General features: G+C 45.3%; 19 protein-coding genes and 1 tRNA gene. 16 read left to right on the top strand and 4 right to left on the bottom strand.

Annotation, left to right across the window (positions count from 1 at the left end; genetic code table 11):
• Nucleotides 1-165 precede the first annotated feature (165 nt).
• Nucleotides 166-624: a YbhB/YbcL family Raf kinase inhibitor-like protein gene (locus PLA23_RS02580; protein WP_324329404.1), complete on the top strand. Its 459-nt coding sequence runs from the start codon at nt 166-168 to the stop codon at nt 622-624.
• A gap of 26 nt (nt 625-650) precedes the next feature.
• Here the strand turns inward: PLA23_RS02580 and PLA23_RS02575 are convergent, their stop codons facing one another.
• Both PLA23_RS02575 and PLA23_RS02570 read right to left on the bottom strand, forming a co-directional pair.
• Nucleotides 651-872 carry a hypothetical protein gene (locus PLA23_RS02575; protein WP_324329402.1) on the bottom strand — a complete coding sequence of 74 codons (222 nt, stop codon included), beginning with the start codon at nt 870-872 and terminating at the stop codon, nt 651-653.
• Nucleotides 873-951: 79 nt separating this feature from the next.
• A complete protein-coding gene (locus tag PLA23_RS02570) occupies nt 952-2,193 on the bottom strand; it encodes a PEGA domain-containing protein (RefSeq protein ID WP_324473879.1) in 1,242 nt (413 codons plus the stop codon).
• A 238-nt stretch (nt 2,194-2,431) separates the two neighbouring features.
• Here PLA23_RS02570 and PLA23_RS13755 point away from each other — a divergent pair, with 238 nt between their 5' ends.
• On the top strand, nt 2,432-2,635 hold the full coding sequence (locus PLA23_RS13755; protein WP_502883587.1) for a hypothetical protein: 204 nt from the start codon (nt 2,432-2,434) through the stop codon (nt 2,633-2,635).
• 249 nt (nt 2,636-2,884) lie between these two features.
• Here the strand turns inward: PLA23_RS13755 and PLA23_RS02565 are convergent, their stop codons facing one another.
• The gene (locus PLA23_RS02565; RefSeq protein WP_324473877.1) at nt 2,885-3,379 is read right to left on the bottom strand and encodes a ferritin-like domain-containing protein; all 495 of its coding nucleotides are present in this window, start codon (nt 3,377-3,379) and stop codon (nt 2,885-2,887) included.
• Between the two features lie 194 nt (nt 3,380-3,573).
• Between PLA23_RS02565 and PLA23_RS02560 the strand changes: the two genes are divergently transcribed.
• The 14 genes from PLA23_RS02560 (at nt 3,574) to PLA23_RS02495 (ending at nt 16,975) form a co-directional block, all read left to right on the top strand.
• Nucleotides 3,574-5,436, top strand: a complete 1,863-nt coding sequence (locus PLA23_RS02560; RefSeq protein ID WP_324329397.1) for a M3 family metallopeptidase — start codon at nt 3,574-3,576, stop codon at nt 5,434-5,436.
• 459 nt (nt 5,437-5,895) lie between these two features.
• Nucleotides 5,896-6,447 carry a nucleotide exchange factor GrpE gene (locus PLA23_RS02555; RefSeq protein ID WP_324329395.1) on the top strand — a complete coding sequence of 184 codons (552 nt, stop codon included), beginning with the start codon at nt 5,896-5,898 and terminating at the stop codon, nt 6,445-6,447.
• 23 nt (nt 6,448-6,470) lie between these two features.
• Nucleotides 6,471-8,303 carry a molecular chaperone DnaK gene (dnaK, locus tag PLA23_RS02550; protein WP_324473875.1) on the top strand — a complete coding sequence of 611 codons (1,833 nt, stop codon included), beginning with the start codon at nt 6,471-6,473 and terminating at the stop codon, nt 8,301-8,303.
• A gap of 9 nt (nt 8,304-8,312) precedes the next feature.
• Nucleotides 8,313-9,449, top strand: coding sequence for a molecular chaperone DnaJ (gene dnaJ, locus PLA23_RS02545; protein ID WP_324329203.1), 1,137 nt, complete (start codon nt 8,313-8,315; stop codon nt 9,447-9,449).
• A gap of 69 nt (nt 9,450-9,518) precedes the next feature.
• Nucleotides 9,519-9,881 (top strand): response regulator, encoded by a 363-nt coding sequence (locus tag PLA23_RS02540; protein ID WP_324329200.1) that lies wholly within the window; start codon nt 9,519-9,521, stop codon nt 9,879-9,881.
• Nucleotides 9,882-9,907: 26 nt separating this feature from the next.
• The gene (locus tag PLA23_RS02535; RefSeq protein ID WP_324329198.1) at nt 9,908-10,861 is read left to right on the top strand and encodes a methyltransferase domain-containing protein; all 954 of its coding nucleotides are present in this window, start codon (nt 9,908-9,910) and stop codon (nt 10,859-10,861) included.
• A gap of 49 nt (nt 10,862-10,910) precedes the next feature.
• Nucleotides 10,911-11,516, top strand: coding sequence for a CheR family methyltransferase (locus PLA23_RS02530; protein ID WP_324473872.1), 606 nt, complete (start codon nt 10,911-10,913; stop codon nt 11,514-11,516).
• Between the two features lie 4 nt (nt 11,517-11,520).
• Entirely contained in the window at nt 11,521-12,120 is a 600-nt protein-coding gene (locus tag PLA23_RS02525) for an MBL fold metallo-hydrolase (RefSeq protein WP_324329194.1), read from the top strand.
• 3 nt (nt 12,121-12,123) lie between these two features.
• Nucleotides 12,124-12,720 (top strand): MBL fold metallo-hydrolase, encoded by a 597-nt coding sequence (locus PLA23_RS02520; RefSeq protein ID WP_324329193.1) that lies wholly within the window; start codon nt 12,124-12,126, stop codon nt 12,718-12,720.
• Between the two features lie 260 nt (nt 12,721-12,980).
• Entirely contained in the window at nt 12,981-14,291 is a 1,311-nt protein-coding gene (locus PLA23_RS02515; protein WP_324329192.1) for a protoporphyrinogen/coproporphyrinogen oxidase, read from the top strand.
• Nucleotides 14,288-15,265, top strand: a complete 978-nt coding sequence (locus tag PLA23_RS02510; RefSeq protein ID WP_324473870.1) for a glycosyltransferase family 4 protein — start codon at nt 14,288-14,290, stop codon at nt 15,263-15,265. The genes PLA23_RS02515 and PLA23_RS02510 overlap by 4 nt, the downstream gene beginning before the upstream one ends.
• Nucleotides 15,262-15,960, top strand: a complete 699-nt coding sequence (locus PLA23_RS02505) for a glycosyltransferase family 2 protein (RefSeq protein WP_324473868.1) — start codon at nt 15,262-15,264, stop codon at nt 15,958-15,960. The genes PLA23_RS02510 and PLA23_RS02505 overlap by 4 nt, the downstream gene beginning before the upstream one ends.
• A 101-nt stretch (nt 15,961-16,061) precedes the next feature.
• A complete protein-coding gene (locus tag PLA23_RS02500; RefSeq protein ID WP_324329186.1) occupies nt 16,062-16,859 on the top strand; it encodes a response regulator in 798 nt (265 codons plus the stop codon).
• 44 nt (nt 16,860-16,903) lie between these two features.
• Nucleotides 16,904-16,975, top strand: a tRNA-Arg gene (locus PLA23_RS02495).
• A 59-nt stretch (nt 16,976-17,034) separates the two neighbouring features.
• On the opposite strand, the gene PLA23_RS02490 is transcribed toward PLA23_RS02495, so the two are convergent.
• Nucleotides 17,035-18,222: an argininosuccinate synthase gene (locus PLA23_RS02490; protein WP_324329184.1), complete on the bottom strand. Its 1,188-nt coding sequence runs from the start codon at nt 18,220-18,222 to the stop codon at nt 17,035-17,037.
• Nucleotides 18,223-18,478: the final 256 nt, after the last annotated feature.

The raw sequence follows: 18,478 nt of genomic DNA, 5'->3' as shown, positions 1-18,478 counted from the left end.
AACAGATTAATCCAATAATTGAGGGTATTTTTGCAGTATTTGGTGAACAAAGCATAATATGGGGCGACATACCTACAATAGTCAGAGCCGAAAGCCGTGAAGAACTCATCACCGCCGGGGGATTAGGTTTTATTTCTGGCTCACTGATATGAGGTATGATCTGAAATGGCAGAAATTACCTCACTCGTTGTGACGCTTGATTTTCTGGAATTCCCACATGTATATACCTGCAGGGGAGAGGATAAAAGTCCAGCACTCAATTTAAAAAATCTGATTGCTGTATCAGTTGCGATCATGGTTTTTAATCCATTCATCAAATCATGTTGCTCCTTTACTCCCTGGATTATCTGGAACCTCCCCCCGCTGTCCAGAATTCCTGAAGGCATTCCAAAGGAGCCACAGGTATCATACCCGGTTCAGGCAGTACAAGGAAGAAATGATTATGGCACCATCGGCTATCATGGACCATGCCCTCCGGATGGTGAGATGCACCGGTATCAGTTCAGAGTATATGGTCTGGATACCATACTGAATCTGCCACCAGGATCAACAAAAGATGAACTCATTCAGGCAATGAAAGAGCATGTCATTCAATATGGAGAGACGGTGGCCTTAGCACGATAACGGGAGGGGGCCGTCTTTTCACATTATTATATGTTCACTGATATGGTGACCCTGTCAGATACCTCGGAAATCGCATCTGATGCTTTCGGCTGGATGGCAGCTGGCTGATGCTCTTTCACCGGGCATTTCCAGAATGGATATGGACATAACCGGTTACTTTTCTCTTCAGAGCATACCGGCATTCCATGAAGAAACCACAGGTACAGACAATGGGGACGGTTTGGATGTTTTTCAGTGTTGGTACTCACGCTGCACCGACTTCCTGTTTTTATCACCAGTACTTTTACTGCCGGGAGTTATAGAAGTTTTCGAAAAATTGTATTCTGATCAGAAGCGAACAGATCGGCTCCTGACCATGTACAGAGCACACAATATGACCGCAATACAGGGTAGACCACTACCCATTCCGGATCTGGTTGGTGTCGGCACAGGGCTCTCCACAGGAGATGTGACCGGAATCTGAGTTTTTGGGACCTCTACCGGGTTTAATACTGCAGATATGCTGACCGTTTGTTTATCCGGGATCAGGACCCTGGAGATATAATCAACAAATCCCTCTTTTCGCATAAGGAGGGTATGTTCTGCAGCAGAAATTCCATTTAAAACGACCGGTGAAAACCCACGGTATTCATTATCCAGATATACGCTTGCCCCGGAAGGTTCAGACTGGAGAGAGAGCGTGCCTGCTTTCTGATATCTCTCCCCTGTCCGTACCATATCAGCATCGACATAGGTTGTCCGTCCCCGTGATACGTATACATCCTCTGAATAATCATAATAGCCAGGATATTTCAGACGAATCGTATATGTACCAGGCCTGATGTTCTCTAGAGTAAGATAGCCGGAATACGGAGTATATCCTCTAAACCGGTTATCCAGATAGACCTCAGCCTGATAGGGGGTGCTTGAAACCTTCAAAATCCCATCTGGATATGATGAGAAATCCCATCTGCGATCAAAGGGGTCATAATATGAGGGACGATAGTACCGGTCATCGTACCGTTTATAGAATACCATCGGTTCCTGATATCTTGGTGAGGGATGGTATTCTGGACTGAAATCAGGTTGTGGGAGATAATAAGGAGTTGGTTCAGACTCAGGAGGGGTTTGCGGATAATAGGGGATCGCAACACCCGGATCCGGATATTGTGTCGGAACCGGGAGAATCTCTACCGGCTCCTCATAGGTATCCGGAACTGGTGAAGGAGGTATTGCGGGATAAAATGGTTCAGCAACAAAAGGATCCTGATACGATGTCCCGACAGGATCATGTGAAAAAACAGGCACGTTCGATGCCGGCATATCCGATATAGCAGGATCATGCACGAGTGAAGGGAGAGGAGATACACATGCACTGTCATCAGGCATTGTGTCTTCGGTTTCCGGGACCGGGGTTTGGTATCCATCAGGTGAAGGAATATAGAGCGGATAAAAAGGCTCAGCAATACCAATCCCCTGCTGATCATATGGTATGAGATTTCCCTCATCTGCATACCCGGCACATGAAATACCACACATGATGCCGATGATAATTACAGACATCACTATTTGAAATTTATTTTTTTCCATTCCTTCCCCCTGTAGATCGAACGTTGATATTGAAAAGATCCGTACAGATAGCAATATACCTGGAAGGGTATAATAGTCTCCTCCGCCATACAAATCAGAACAGAACATTACATTATCCATACTTTCTTTTTCATAATCGGTGCCACACGAGATCGCCAAAAAAAAAATGAAGAAACAAAAAACCGGGGCCTTATACAAAAAACCCAGATAGAATAAAAAATCTCATAGGTTTTTAAAGATACGGTTTTTCGCTCTTTATGGCTCTATCACCACCGAAAACGATACGATATTCTTGGATATCGATATTGCCATATCCTACAAATTGAATCGTTTTGAGGCTGAATTATTCCGGATGAAACTATTATCCCAATTTCCTGATACCAATGACCTTCATGTTTTCGAAAATCTTCCTTTTTATATAAGAAAATCTGTGCTTGGTTGAGTATTTCTGTATATGCAGGATGATGATCAGGATGAGATTGTTAAAAAACTATACACAAAAGGAATTATTTATCCTAATTTTTTTGAAATGATCTCAAAAATGAAGCATTTAAGAAATTTGCTTGTTAATTGAGATGGAAAAATTGATGGCCAGACGGGTTTTTATTTTTAAAAAACTATCTGGAGATACTCTGCGATTTTTGTGAATAAATCGAGTTGTATATTCAGAATATTTATAAAAATAGTACGATTAGTGTTTCATGATCATCTCAAGATCTTCAAGAAGACTTTGCAGATCCTCTTCATGTTCAACTTCCTGCGTGATGATGGTAAGGATCATATTGTAAGTAACCGGGTCTTTCCCCTCCACCATCTTCATCAATTTGTCATATGTCTTGATGGCACATTGTTCCCCCTTGATATTCTGCTCAAGCACAGCCTTTACATAGGGATCCACCGGTGCATCATATCCACAATTCGTCAGAGTGTACCACTCTTTTGGTTCAAGAATGGGAGTCCCACCCAGTTGGACTATCCGCAGGGCTATCATATCCGCATGAGATAGCTCTTCAGTGGCATGCTGAACGAGTTCAGCTATGACTGCATCCTTTGTTGGTCCTTTTACTACCTTCGATCCAACCCAGTACTGGTAATATGCAAGCCATTCATCTGCAAGCGCTTTATTAAGGAGCGATATCAGTTCATTAACATCCATGCCAACAATTTTACGTCCTTGTGATCCCATAGATCTTCCCTGACTGGGAGGTTCTCATCAAGGCTATAAGTATTCTTCGATCTTGGATTGTGAATATCTGATGAGGAGGAGAAGGCGTGAGGGATTATACGGGAAGGAGGAACCAGATGCTCATTAGAATAATCCTCACGGTTCTTTTCATGTATCCATCAGGATTATGTGATCACTGCGAGGATTCTGTCTCTGTGATACAGCCTGATATTATATTCCCTCTGACAGAAGAGGCTGTCTTAAAAGAGGCATCTGCTGCTCTTTTTGATGCAGAACAACAGATCGATTCGCTGCTAGCCATTCCGGTACACAAACGAAATGAGACAAATACGATCATCAGACTTGAGGAGATACTGACCGGATTTGATCATCATCTTTTGAAATATCAGATCCTGGCCCAGCTCTATCCTGACCAGAACCTTCGCAAAGCTGCAATACATGCAGCAGAACAACGGGATACTTTCCTAAGAGAGATTGCAGCCAGGGATGATCTCTTCCTGCACATCAAAGAGACAAAACCGGAATCTGCATATGGAAAATGGCTGTATGAACAGGAGATCAGGTTTTTTCAATTCGGAGGAGCTGGAAGATCGGATGAGGAAAAAAACCAACTCACACACCTCTATCAGGAACTTGGATCACTGAACAATCAATACATAAAAAATATCCGAGAAAACGTATCGCTCTCAGAAAATCTTGCAATATTACAAAAGACTGCAATTATCAGGCAGAAAATTGCATCGCTTCAGGGGTATGCAACATGGACTGACCTGATAAGTGATGAATATGGATGGATGACGAACGGGACTGGTATTTCATCCATACTTGATAAAATCACACCACTTGTGCGGGAATTTGTTCAGCCAGTAGTAAGCGGTTTGATACGAGGTAAGAACTCTCCGAACAACCTGGCATCAGTGATCTCTGATTATGAAATGGAATCATTGCTTGCCTCATCGCAGAAAGAGGAAACGCGGTATCAGGTGATGGAAGATAAGATCCCATATTACCGGACCCTCTGGCGATCACTATCCCTCATCTCCTGCCTGCTCCATGTCACTACAGAGTTTATTCCCGATGCCCGGTCATATGCTCCGGATGTTCTCCTGTTTCGGGTATCGGATGAGAAAACGAACAAAACGCTCGGATGGTTTTACCTTGATCTGACAGATCGGCCTGAAAAGTCCAGAGAATGGATGACTGTACTTATAACAGGAGGGGAGGGAAGGGGAGAGGGCCAATCAGCTCCTGTTTTCATCGTATGTGGAATACTCAGTACTTCGTCTCATGATGGAGCGATTACAAATGAAGAGTATACTCTTCTTTTTCACGAATTAGGTCATGTGTATTCCAGGATTCTTACGGCCTCGGCAGGGTCCTCACCAGTACCGGTCAATCTGCCGGTTGAACTGACCGAAGCATCGTCACATCTGTTCGAATACCTGGCCTGGACTCCTGATATCCGGGGGATTATTCTGGCATCTGATATAGGTCCGTACAATCAGACAAAATACCAGAAGAACACTCCAGCAGAAACGCATGATCCCTTCTCACCCGTCAGCCGGTGGAATTTAGGAAGGGATCTGGGAGTTGCTATTTTGGATCACCGGTTTACCCAATCACCTGAATCAGTATCATTTGGAGAGGCGTATGCTGACATCATCATGAATATCACAGGAGTTCAGGTTACCGATCAGGGAGGATATCTCCTGCGTCACCCCCATCTTGTCGGGGATACTGCAGGGACATACTGGATATATCCGGTCGGGAGGCTGTACGCAACTGTTCTTTTCTCAAAATGTATCGAGAAGGGTGTGCTTAACAGATCTATATGGAGTGAATTTATAAACAATATCCTCATTCCTGAAGATAAACATAGGATACCGGAACAGAGAATTGCAAAATTCCTGAATACCGATACAATCGATATCGTTTCTGTGATGAAACAGGGAACCAATACATCCTATGGAAAAAACTGGTCATTTGTCCCGGGATGTATTACCGAGTTGCTCACCAGAAAGGTGCCACATTCATGTATCTTCAAGCTTGTGAAATAAGATGACCCCTTTATTTCCACTGGAGCGCGGGCTGAATTGATTAAATTTTACAATTTTAGTCACCATCACAGAGATTTCATCAGACATAAACCGAATTATTTATTTCCAGTATCCCCGTTCCATGCGGGTGCCAGAACCAGTCGGATCCTCCGCTTCTATGCGAAGTAGGTTTTTTACTAATCAGCAATTTGAATCTTAAATTTGAAATTAAAGGGTTATTATGGATATTCTCATTGCGCGTTCTGATACCCATGTTTCGAACATATCATCTGCCTGCTCACTAACTTCAGGTAAATGCTAATCACGAAAATAATATCATTAAAAATCTTTTATTTTAGAGATTTGCAATTAATTTGCGGTTTTTAAAGATGTAAATGATGATACATTCAAAACATCCATACGAGTAAGAACACGCAATATATATATAGAACCACATTACAACAATTATGGTGAACCTCTATGAACGACTCCGCAGATACTCAGCATGAGAAGAAATCAGAAATGGATCAGGAAGGAGAGGAAGGCCTGATTCCGGAAGGGTCACCTCCGGAAGAGGAGAAAAGTCCTCTTGAACTACTCCGTGCAGAGTATGATGAACTCAATGACAAATATTTGCGGTTAGCAGCTGACTTTGAAAATTTCAGAAAACGTTCCATCCGTGAGACAGAGCAGCGTATAGCACAGTCAATCGGGCAATTTGCCCGTGACATGCTTGAAGTTGCGGACAGTCTTGATCGAGCGATACAGGCAGAGGGCGGAGCACACAAAGGGCTTGTTCAGATCCAGAAACTGCTGATTCAGGTCATGAAGAGACAGGGGATCGAATCATTTGAATCAGTCGGTCAGAAATTTGATCCAACCCGCCATGAAGCGATCGCAATGATCCCGTCTTCTGAGGAGGAGGGGACGATCTGTGATCAGGTCTGCAAAGGATACTGCCTGCAGGACAAGGTGATCCGTCCTGCCCAGGTTGTTGTGTCGCAAGGTACAGCACCAGTCGAACAAAAGTAATCAATCAAATATAGGAAATCATTATGGCAAGCGAAAAAATCCTCGGAATTGATCTTGGAACCACTAACTCCTGTATGGCTATCATGGAGGGAGGAAAACCAGTCGTCATACCCAATGCAGAAGGAGGCAGAACCACTCCGTCTGTCGTGGCTTTTACAAAAGAAGGGGAACGTCTGGTCGGAAGCCTTGCAAAACGTCAGGCAATTACCAATCACCAGAATACAGTCATATCAATAAAACGTGAAATGGGCACGTCCAAAAAGATTGAACTAAACGGGAAGACCTTTACTCCCCAGGAGATCTCGGCAATGATTCTGCAGAAGCTGAAGGCAGATGCAGAAGCATACCTTGGGGAAGAGATCAAGAAAGCCGTCATCACCGTTCCGGCATACTTTAACGATGCCCAGCGGCAGGCAACCAAGGATGCAGGTACGATTGCAGGGCTTGAAGTCCTCCGTATCATCAATGAACCTACGGCATCAGCACTCGCATATGGTATTGACAAGGAAGAGGATCATACGGTACTCGTCTATGACCTTGGTGGCGGTACCTTTGATGTCTCAATCCTGACTCTTGGTGATGGTGTCTTTGAGGTCAAGGCTACATCCGGAAACAACCACCTTGGTGGTGATGACTTTGACAAACGAATCATCGACTACCTTGTGGCTGAATTTAAGAAGAAAGAAGGGATAGACCTTTCAAAGGACCCCATGGCAATGCAGCGTCTTCGCGATGCAGCAGAGAACGCAAAGATTGAACTCTCCCAGAAGCAGAAAACGAATGTCAATCTCCCCTATATCACCACAGACTCAACAGGGCCGAAATTCCTGGACATTGATCTGACCCGTGCCCAGTTTGAACAGCTCATCGCTGACCTTGTTGACAGCACCATCGGACCGGTGAAGCAGGCTCTCTCCGATGCAGGTCTTAAGCCATCGGATATCGACCGTGTTCTGCTTGTCGGTGGATCAACCCGTGTTCCGATTGTACAGCAGAAGGTAAAGGAGCTGCTTGGCAAGGAGCCTGATAAAGGAATTAACCCTGATGAGTGTGTCGCAATCGGTGCTGCAATCCAGGGAGGGGTTCTTGCCGGTGAAACCAGTGACATTGTGCTCCTTGATGTCACCCCCCTGACGCTCTCCATTGAGACACTGGGTGGCATTGCAACCCCGATCATCGAAAGGAACACAACAATCCCAACCAAAAAGAGTCAGATATTCTCAACCGCAGCCGACAATCAGACCTCGGTTGAGATTCACGTCGTGCAGGGAGAACGCAAACTTGCAAATGACAACTTTACCCTTGGTCGGTTCATGTTAACCGGTATTCCCCCGGCTCCACGCGGTATACCACAGATTGAGGTTACATTTGATATTGATGCCAATGGTATCATTCACGTGACTGCAAAAGATCTCGGCACCGGAAATGAGCAGGCAATCACCATCAAAGGCAGCAAAAAACTCTCTGATGATGAGATCAAACGGATGGTTGATGATGCAAAGAAGTATGAAGAGGAGGACAACAAGAAGAAGCAGGAGATCGAACTGCGTAACAACGCAGATATGGCAGTCTTCTCTGCAGAAAAACTCCTGAAAGAGAGTGAGGATAAGATCGAAGAAGAGGATAAAACCACCATCAGGGATCATATTGCAAAGATGAAGACCGCCCTTGAAGGAACGGACTCTGATGCCATACAAAAGCAGATGGAAGAACTGACCGAGGCGGTCTTTAAAGTTACCACCAAAATCTATCAGAAAGTTCAGGCAGAGCAGGCGGCACAGAAAGGAGAGAGCAGCTCCTCCTCTGCTTCTGATGACAATGTTGTGGATGCCGACTTTACTGAAAAGAAGGAGTGAGTATAAAAAATGGCTGCGGGAGATTACTACGATATCCTTGGCGTGTCCCGCAATGCCGATGATACCGAGATAAAAAAGGCATACCGGGGCCTTGCCCGAAAATATCACCCCGATGTGAACAAAGATCCCGGGGCAGAGGATAAATTCAAAGAGATAAATGAGGCATATAGCGTCCTGTCAGATCCGCAAAAACGGGCTCAGTATGACCGGATGGGGCATGAAGCCTTTACCAATGCTTCAAAGGGATCCTATGGCGGAGGTGGATACGGAGGAGGATTCAATGCAGACTTCTCTGGGTTTGGAGATATCTTTGACTTTGCCGGGGATATTTTCGGAGGATTCGGACGTCAGCGGGGCCCGAGACGTGGTGATGATCTGCTCATGCGGATTGAAGTCACCCTTCGGGATGCCGTATTCGGTGCAGACCGTGATATAGAAGTGATGCATGCTGAGTCCTGTTCCACCTGTGACGGAACTGGTTCGGAGACGAAAAAAACCAAGAATTGTCCAAAATGTGGTGGAACAGGACAAGTAAGACAGGCAACCCAGACCCCGTTTGGTAACTTTATCAGGCAATCCACCTGTGATCTCTGTCATGGAAAGGGAAAGGTCGCTGAAAGACCATGCTCAAGGTGCAAAGGGACCGGTCATGAAAAAGTCAGACGAAAGGTATCGGTCCACATCCCCCCCGGGGTTGATACCGGCATGCGGCTCCGTCTGGAAGGGTATGGAGAGGCCGGCGATCATGGGGCACCAAATGGTGATCTCTATATTGAAATCCATGTCAAACCTGACCCACGGTTCCAACGAGACGGAGACACACTCCTGACAAAAATTCAGGTAACACCGGCACAGGCAGTACTTGGAACCACGGTTGAAGTAATCACCATAGACAACAGACACCTTGAGGTCAAGGTTCCTCCAGGAACTCAGGGAGGGAGAAAGCTTCGTATTGCCGGAGAGGGTGTCAGGAAGCGGGGCAGACCAGGTGACCTTCTCGTTGAGGTCGAAGTGATCATTCCCAAACATGTGAGCGGAGAACTCAAAGCACTCTATGAAAAGATACTCGAATTAGAGGGCAAAAAAAAACCATCTAATCTAGGAAATGAGAAGAAAGGGTTCTTTGAATCTATTCTTGGAGGATAAATCCGCTCCCTTTTCTTATCTTCACCTATCACAACACTTAAACGTTTCTGCAGGAAAAGTACAAAGTACATGGCGCGGATCCTCCTTGTTGACGATGCAGGATACATGAGGCGGCTTGTTGGTATCATGGCTACCAAAGGAGGACATGAGATTGTTGGAGAGGCAGAAACAGGTCAGATAGCAATAGAACTCTATGAAAAAGTAAAACCTGACTTGGTAATTATTGATATCCTGATGCCTGATATGAACGGCCTTGAAGCACTGAGAAGGATCCGGGAGATCGACCCTGATGCCCGCGTTCTCATGTGCACAGCATCAGAACAGTCATCACATGTACAGGAAGCATTGTCTCTTGGCGCCAAGGGGTATATCGTAAAACCCTTCACGAAAGAGGCCATCCTTTCTACCATCGAAAATGCATTTGCATCCTGAATTTTTTCAATATAATAGGAGTATGAGTGAGACTCATCCTTGAATTATCCGGGGAGCACCCGGCTATCCCTTTTGAAGAAGTAAAAGCGATTCTCCCGGTATTTGATCAAAACACCCAGGTTCTGATTGCCGAGGCACCCGCAATAGACATCCTTGACAGATTTGCGTATACGCACAGTGCGATGATCTATCATGCGACCTGTGCCGCTGATCGGGAATCCTTCATTGATATGCTCACGGGCCTGGATATTACCTCACATGAGCCGTTTTGTGGCAGAGTCAAAAAAATGGCAGATCATGGCATGAATGTACCTTCCGGAGAGCTGGAGCGACTGATCGGGTACCATATACATGGAAAGGTGTCGGTTTCAGCACCGAAGCGGATATTCAGAGCAATCATTGCCGGAGGGACCTGTTATTTTGGAGAACTTGTGTGGGAACTGGACCGGACTCCGTACCATACCCGAAAACCCGGGAAACGACCGTTCTTTCATCCGGGGGTGATGATGCCACGAATGATACGGGCACTCATAAATATGTCCGGAGCCCTGCCTGGAGAATGGATTCTGGATCCTTTCTGCGGCACCGGAGGGACCCTTATTGAAACATCACTGATCGGATGCAGGGCCGCAGGTACTGATGCAGACCTGGAGATGATTGCAGGGAGCAGAAGAAACCTTCCTGCCGCCATGGCCGCAATTGCAGATGCCCGCCATCTTCCGTTTCCTGATCAATCCATCGATCATGTTGTATCCGATCTTCCCTACGGTCAGTCGGTTACCATTATAGGAAACGGGCTCAATGATCTCTATCAGCTGGCACTCTCGGAGATAAAACGGGTGGTAAAAAAAGGAAACCATTCAGTCCTGGTAACGCACCAGGATATCAGACCACTTGCTGAGCAGTACTGTGAGATCATCGGATATTACGAACAACGAGTACATAAAAGTCTTACCCGACGGATTCTTGTTATCAGGTAATCCGGTTCGCAGGGTTTTATAAACCGGGTATATCCAATCAGGTAAAAATATGGCATTTACGTTCTTCTTTCGCGATGCCCAGACATTAAATCTGGCTATAGATCATTTTTTGCCTTTTGTGCAAAGCAGACGGTCAATTACCATCTGGAGTGCAGGCTGTGCTATGGGTCAGGAGCCGTATACCTTTGCCATCCTGCTTCGTGAGCGAATGGGGCCGTACCTTTTCAGGAATGTCAAAATATTTGCAACCGATATTGATACCTACAACCAGTATGTGCAGATAATCGGGACCGGAAGATATCCGGAAAAAGACCTCCAACGAATTCCTCCGGAAATATTCCAGGCATACTTCAGAACAGATCCCCAGGATCCCGGATATGTGTATATCGCTGATGAGATCCGTAATGCTGTTGAGTTTAAAAAACATGACCTCCTGACCTTTGAGCCGATCAGAACAGGCATTCATATGATTATTTGCAAAAATGTTCTGCTCCATTTCTCTGCCGAAGAGCGTCTCCAGGTCTGGAAAATGTTTTGGAATGCTCTTGAATACGGGGGTTTTATGCTTCATGAGCACACACAAAAACTTCCTGAAGAACTGAGCGGACTCTTTGATCAGATCGTCATGAACGCACAGATATTCAGGAAAAAATAGAATCATGCTGGTGAGAAACCTTACTGAAAAGAGCGATTATTACACCTCAAATGTGTGGCATATCTGCGGTACATATCATGCATTATCAGACCTGAATACGCTCATCGACGTCGGCCGAGATCCTGTGATTATGGAATCGCTTGAGACGATCAGGTGCGGGCTTGGGAAACGTCCGGTAGAGCAGGTAATTCTGACACATTCTCATTTTGATCATGCAGGAATGCTGCCAAAAATCAGGGAGAAATACAACCCGCATATATATGCCCACCCCCTGAGCAGAAATGACGAAACCACACCACTTGCCGACCGGCAGAAGATCCAGATCGGAGAACAGGAATGCATGGTTGTCTATGCACCTGGTCATAGTGAGGACTCATTATGTATCGTGTGTGAAGAAGAACATCTGCTCTTTTCCGGAGACGTGCCGCTGAGAATCTATTCACATGACGGAGAATTTTCAACGCAGTTTCTGGATGCCTATGAACTCTTTGTATCGGTGGGGATACAAACCATATACCCCGGTCATGGAGACCAGATCACCTGCAATGTCCCCCATCTCATGGAAGAATCACTGAAAAATATCCGCAAAAGCAGGATTGTGTGACAGATGGATATTGAAAACCTTACCCGGCAGAGTACCATATATACATCCAATGTATGGTTCTGCTCCTGTAATGACGCCAATGAGGGGGGAGTTCTTATCGACACCGGATGTGATCCGGGTATCCTTGAATATCTGCAAGAACAAAAAAAGAGATTAGGCAGAAACCCGGTCAGTCAGATAATTCTTACCCATAACCATTACGATCATGCCCGACTATTAACGGAGATCAAAAAAGAGTACGGCACGACAGTATATGCCTCCTCACCGTACGCAACAGGAATTGACCGGATTCTGAGTGATGGTGATGTTATCAGATGTGGCATTTATCATTTTGAGATTATTGCAATACCTGGCCATACATCCGATTCAATCTGTATATACTGTCCGGAAGAAGAGATTTTATTTTCAGGAGACACCCCCATGATGATATGGGGCACTGATAACACCTATGAACAGGCATTTATTCGTGGATTTGAAGAACTTGCAACGAAAAAATTCCATACTATCTACCCCGGACATGGAGAGATAATCGCGACAGGTGTTGCAGACCTTATCAGAAATTCTCTTGTCAACCTGCATAAGAGCCGGGTTATCAAATAATCGCCTATTTACTGAAAAAATCAGAGGACGTTAAATACTCCCGTGTGCACACGTTAATACTGCGTTTATTAAAAATTCCGGGTAGGGATTTAAATCCTCTTCAGAATGAGGAACTCTTTTTACTCCCAGGATCCGACCAAGTGTCTGGTAGTCTTTTTTGTATTATCCATCCTACATGTATTGACATATTGCAGATATGATATCATGATATTGCAAATTATGCACCGTTTTGAAAAAATTTTCTTTCGAATTCTGAATTTATGAAGACGCTCATACTCGGGGGAGGCCTGTGCGGCGTAACCCTTGCCCGAATCCTCTCCCAAAAAGGCGAGGATGTAACCGTTCTGGAGCAGGAACCAGTGCCTGGAGGACTGTGCAGGTCTCAACAAACAAATGGATTTACCTTTGATATTGGAGGGTCGCACATTATCTTTTCCAGAGATACAGAAGTTCTCCGGTTTATTCATGATGTTCTTGGTGCAAACAGAGCCGAACGTGTCCGAAATACCAAAATCTTCTATAAAGGAAGATATGTGAAGTATCCATTTGAGAATGCTCTCCATGAGCTTTCCAAAGAGGACTGCTATAACTGTCTCCATGAGTTTATAAAGGCCCTTATTGCGTCGGAAAAAGGAGATATGCGTCCCCCCTGCAACTTTGAGGAATGGATACTTCAGACATTCGGGAAGGGTATTGCAGATGCCTACCTGATACCATACAATACCAAGATATGGAATTATCCGCCACATCTCATGTCTGCTCACTGGATGGAAGGGAGGGTTCCCCGTCCACCGGTTGAGGATATCATCAAATCCGCAGTCGGAATTGAGACTGAAGGGTATACTCACCAGGCAGTCTTTTCATATCCGGTTACCGGCGGCATTGAGGCGCTCATTCATGCGATCGCTGCCCCGGTCAGGGAACGGATTCTGACAGGGTTTCGTGTCACACACATAACCGAAAAAACAGGTGGATATGAGGTATCTGACGGGGTAAGAACCCTGAACGGTGACCGGATTATCAGTACAATTCCCCTTCAGAATTTGATCTCCTGCCTGAGCAGCATACCAGATGACGTTATGCAGGCTGTTGCTGCTTTGAAATATAACTCCGTCATGGCAATCGGGATTGGAATAAAAGGAGAAGTGCCGCCATATTCCTGGACCTATATTCCTGATGCACATGCCTCGCTTGCCAACCGGATATCATTCCCTTCGAACTTTTCAAAAACCACAGCACCTTACGGGTGCTCGTCTGTTCTTGCCGAGATCACGTATAATGAAGGCGATAAGACATCACGCATGACAGATGATGAGGTCACGAGCCATATTATCTCGTCACTCTCTTCTCTCGGCCTTTTTACTCCGGATCAGGTTGTTACCACGCAGATTACCAGAAATAAGTTTGCATACGTTGTGTACGACCTTGATTATATCAGGAATATTACAATAATCCGGCAGCACTTTAAAAGCCGGGGTATCCCACTCGTCGGACGGTTTTCACAGTTTGAATACCTGAATATGGACGGTATCATCCGTTCAGTCCTGAATTATGTGAATGAACTGGCATGAAGATCAATTTTGTCGTTGAAGACATGTTTGTGTTTAAGTATATCGGTTGCTCAACCGTAGCGCGGACACTCTATCACGGCCTGAAAAAGCAGAATGGGATCGATCTGACCTGGGAGCGGTACAAATTTCACGCAGATATCTCACATTACCACACCTTCGGACCAATCGCCCTCTTAAACCGTCGGCTGGCATCCGGTAAGAAGATCCTGACCGCTCATTCAACCCCCCGGGTAAATATCGGAAATCTGGCACTTACGAAAACTATTAACAAACGGTATCCTGAAATTTTCCACAAGTTTGATCATATCATCACGATCTCAGAGGCATGTGAGAAAGAGGTGCGGGAGATGGTTCCCGACGTTCCGATTACACGGATTCCAAACGGGATAGACCGGGAGTACTTCTCCCCTTCATCTGAAAAACGGGACGCATTCAGGGATTTTTGGAGCATTGCTCCTGAAGAACGTGTCGTCCTGACGGTAGCTCAAATCAGTCCGAGAAAAGGATTTTATGACTTTATGAAACTTGCATCAAGGAATTTGGATACGCGGTTTATATGGGTAGGGGGGTTTCCTTATGGGCTGATGTCAAAGGATTATCTGAAAATCAAGACAATGATCCAGAGAAAGCCGGAAAATGTCCTGTTCACAGGGTTTGTCAGGGATATTACAGAGGCATATTGCGCAGCTGATGTTTTTCTGATGCCAACATATGCCGAAACCTTCGGACTTGCGGTACTTGAAGCACAGGCGTGTGGCCTCCCGGTCATAGCACGGGATATTCCTGAATTTCATGAGATTTATAAAGACTCTATACGCTATTTCAAAACTCCTGATGATGCCCATAACGAGCTTGCAGATGAGCAACAACTGCGCAGATGTGCTGCAAAGGCGCGTGAATACTCATCGCAATACGACATCCAAAAGATCTGTCGCGAACATCTCTGCCTGTATGAAGAACTGGTCCTAACATGATATCTGTAGTGATTCCCTCGTTTAATGAAGAAGAACGCATAGAGCGGTGTCTGAAATCCTTACAAAATCAGGATTTTCCGCGTGATGAATATGAGATTATTGTGGTGGATGGTGGATCAAAAGATAAGACGCGTGAGATCGCAGAGAAGTATGCTGATCTTGTCTTTATTCAGACCAGTCCAAAGGTGGGAGGTGCCCGAAATGACGGAGCATTACGCTCAAGAGGAGACATTATTGCAACAACCGATGCTGATACCATCCTCCCGTCAGACTGGCTTTCCCGAATAAAAAAGGGATTTGAGAATCCTGATGTGATTATGCTCTACGGCCCGGTAAAGCCTATTGAAGCAACCATAAAAAACAGGTTTTATCTCTTCCTTGCCAATGGATTCGCCCATATCGGGTACCTGACCGGAACAGTTCTCTTTACCCTTGGATGTAACAGCGCTTTCAGGGCAGAGTCATTTAAAAAGGCCGGAATGTACCGGGTATCAGATGCCGGAGATGATCTTGAGATCGCCCATCGGATGAGACGAATTGGTACGGTGAAATTTGACCGAAAACTGTTCGTGAGCTTCTCTATGAGGAGATATGACCAGTTTGGCGCTCTGAAATCTTTGTATGAATGGTTTTACATCGTATTTCATGGTGGTGACGCTGAAAAATACCAGTATACAAAACGCGAATACCGATGAATAAGAGAAAACACGAGTATTAATAAAGTGGAATATACAACTCAATATACAACAGGTATTATTAAGATCACAATAAACTCTCTCCAACCTGGCATGCATCCATGTTTGATACAAAAAAAGGTCCTCTGACGGAGATTCTCGTTGTTGAAGATGATGATATCATCGCAGCTCTTATCGAAAGATTTCTTCTTCAGCGGGAGTACGTTGTTTGTGACAAGGTTGCATCCGGGGAAGATGCCATCTATAAGACCGCCGAACATCTTCCTGATCTGGTCCTCATGGATATCAATCTTGCCGGGAAGATTGATGGAATTACTGCGACGAAGTTCATTACCGCCATATTTCATATCCCGGTTATCTTTTTGTCAGGTCAGGACGATGAGACAACCCTTGAACGGGCAACTCTGGCTGAACCGGCAAGTTTTATCATCAAACCATTTAATGCGAAGGATCTCTACTCAAATATTGAGATCGCGCTTCATAATGATCGCATTCTCAAGCGATCAAAGGATTATCAGGGAGGGAAGATAAGACGGATAGCACGTGCAGCGTTATCAGAACTGGATGCGTATTTCATCCTTGACAAACGCGGGCGGATTGTATTTATCAATCCCTATGGCGAGCACCTCCTGAATGTTCACCGAAACGACGTCATCTTAAAACCAATCGGAAAATATCTTACCTTTTATGACACCAGGCAGAATATTGTATTTACCGATACCTTTCAGGATGTTATCAGGGAAAGCCTGGTTCTTGGCGTTCGGCAGCACATTGCAGTAAAGATGAGTGATAATACATTCCGGCATGTTGTCCTGCAATCAACCTCGATCAGGGATTCAGAGAATGAGACCATCGGGATGATTGTCAGGATGCATATGAAGACGAAAAGTGAGATATGAATACCTTCATATCTTATGAATGGTAACATATACTGGCACCTCTGGTCCCGGTAGGGTAGTGGATATCCTAGAAGCCTGCGGAGCTTTTGACCTGGGTTCAAGTCCCAGCCGGGACGTAATTTTTTCTTCTGAAAAATTATATTCGTCAGATCGTGAACCAAAAAAATTTAAAAATTTATTTATTCAGCTTTTTCCGAACCATTCTCGCCTGAAGGCCGTAATACATTGAATACCCGATTGCATCCGTCTGGTCAATGGTTGTCGAATCAAATGATGCAACATCAATCGAATAAAACGAATCCGGTGATGAACGACCAAGCACAGTGACCGATCCCTTGTATAACCGGAGATCAACCGTTCCATTTACACGCTTTTGAGTCGTGTCAATGAAGGCATTTAACGCATCCCAGAGCGGTTCATATATCAGACCATAATAGGCAAGTTGTGCCCATTTTGCATCAACACTCTGCTTGAATGCATACTCTTCCCTAGTCAGTACCAGACGCTCAAGGTCTGCATGTGCTGTCAAAAGGACATTCGCAGCCGGATGCTCATATATCTCGCGTGCCTTGATACCGAGTACCCGGTTCTCCATCATGTCATTGCGTCCGATACCATGACGGCCTGCAATCTGGCCCACCGTACGAATAAGATCTGCACCTTTCATCCGTTTCCCGTCAAGAGCCACCGGAATACCGGCTTCAAAGGTTATGGTAAGGATCTCAGGTTCATCCGGTGCCTTGAGCGGGGAAACAGTCCATGCATAGATCTCCTCTGGTGGATGGAACGCAGGATCTTCAAGTCTGCCACCCTCAATGGAACGGCTCCAGAGATTTTCATCGACAGACCAGGGTTTCTCCTTGTCAACCGGAACCGGGATACCATGCTCTGCTGCATACCCAATCTCCCATTCACGGGTCATATTCCGTTCACGGATAGGTGCAATAACTTCAAGACCGGCAGCACGGAAGACAACATCAAATCTGAGCTGATCATTTCCCTTTCCGGTACATCCATGTGCAACCGCAGTCGCCTTTTCCTTTTTTGCAATCTCAACAACTGCTTCAGCAATAACCGGACGGGCAAGGGATGTTCCCATCGGGTACCCTTCATACAGACCATTGGCCTTAATGGACGGCATCAGACACCGATCGACAAACTGGTCGATCAAATCCACAGTATAATGCCGATCTGCAAATTTATTCCCCTTCTCTTCGGCAACGGTAATCTCTTCCTTACGCTGACCAACATCAGCGGCTACCGTTACCACCCGGTCATATCCATACTCCTCTTTTAAAAGAGGAATACAGATAGATGTATCAAGACCGCCGGAATATGCCAGTACTACTGTTCCTTTTCCCATGGAAATTTCACCGGTTTATCTCCTACATATGAGTGTCAATAGAAGAAAAAACCGCACGTAAAATTAGAAGAAGGAAGGAGATTTCAGCGACCGATATAATGCTGAAGCGGTTCAATTGTCAGGTTTTCTTCCCGGACTGATTGTATCGCCTCTGCTGCTGCAACCGCTGCCTGGAGTGTGGTAATATAGGGGGTTCCATAATCGACTGCCACCCGCATTATCTGCTGATGATCATGTCGTGACTTCTTGTCAGCAA

Source organism: Methanospirillum sp., from assembly GCF_035406105.1.
Taxonomy (GTDB): Archaea; Halobacteriota; Methanomicrobia; order Methanomicrobiales; family Methanospirillaceae; genus Methanospirillum.
Note: the sequence above shows the minus strand (reverse complement) of the source record. Positions and strands in the feature narration are given on the sequence as shown.

Coding starts and splice junctions, on each gene's coding strand:
- PLA23_RS02580 (WP_324329404.1), top strand. CDS start 166: ATGGCAGAAATTACCTCACTCGTTGTGACGCTTGATTTTCTGGAATTC.
- PLA23_RS02570 (WP_324473879.1), bottom strand. CDS start 2,193: ATGGAAAAAAATAAATTTCAAATAGTGATGTCTGTAATTATCATCGGC.
- PLA23_RS02565 (WP_324473877.1), bottom strand. CDS start 3,379: ATGGGATCACAAGGACGTAAAATTGTTGGCATGGATGTTAATGAACTG.
- PLA23_RS02555 (WP_324329395.1), top strand. CDS start 5,896: ATGAACGACTCCGCAGATACTCAGCATGAGAAGAAATCAGAAATGGAT.
- dnaK (WP_324473875.1), top strand. CDS start 6,471: ATGGCAAGCGAAAAAATCCTCGGAATTGATCTTGGAACCACTAACTCC.
- dnaJ (WP_324329203.1), top strand. CDS start 8,313: ATGGCTGCGGGAGATTACTACGATATCCTTGGCGTGTCCCGCAATGCC.
- PLA23_RS02540 (WP_324329200.1), top strand. CDS start 9,519: ATGGCGCGGATCCTCCTTGTTGACGATGCAGGATACATGAGGCGGCTT.
- PLA23_RS02530 (WP_324473872.1), top strand. CDS start 10,911: ATGGCATTTACGTTCTTCTTTCGCGATGCCCAGACATTAAATCTGGCT.
- PLA23_RS02525 (WP_324329194.1), top strand. CDS start 11,521: ATGCTGGTGAGAAACCTTACTGAAAAGAGCGATTATTACACCTCAAAT.
- PLA23_RS02520 (WP_324329193.1), top strand. CDS start 12,124: ATGGATATTGAAAACCTTACCCGGCAGAGTACCATATATACATCCAAT.
- PLA23_RS02515 (WP_324329192.1), top strand. CDS start 12,981: ATGAAGACGCTCATACTCGGGGGAGGCCTGTGCGGCGTAACCCTTGCC.
- PLA23_RS02510 (WP_324473870.1), top strand. CDS start 14,288: ATGAAGATCAATTTTGTCGTTGAAGACATGTTTGTGTTTAAGTATATC.
- PLA23_RS02505 (WP_324473868.1), top strand. CDS start 15,262: ATGATATCTGTAGTGATTCCCTCGTTTAATGAAGAAGAACGCATAGAG.
- PLA23_RS02500 (WP_324329186.1), top strand. CDS start 16,062: ATGTTTGATACAAAAAAAGGTCCTCTGACGGAGATTCTCGTTGTTGAA.
- PLA23_RS02490 (WP_324329184.1), bottom strand. CDS start 18,222: ATGGGAAAAGGAACAGTAGTACTGGCATATTCCGGCGGTCTTGATACA.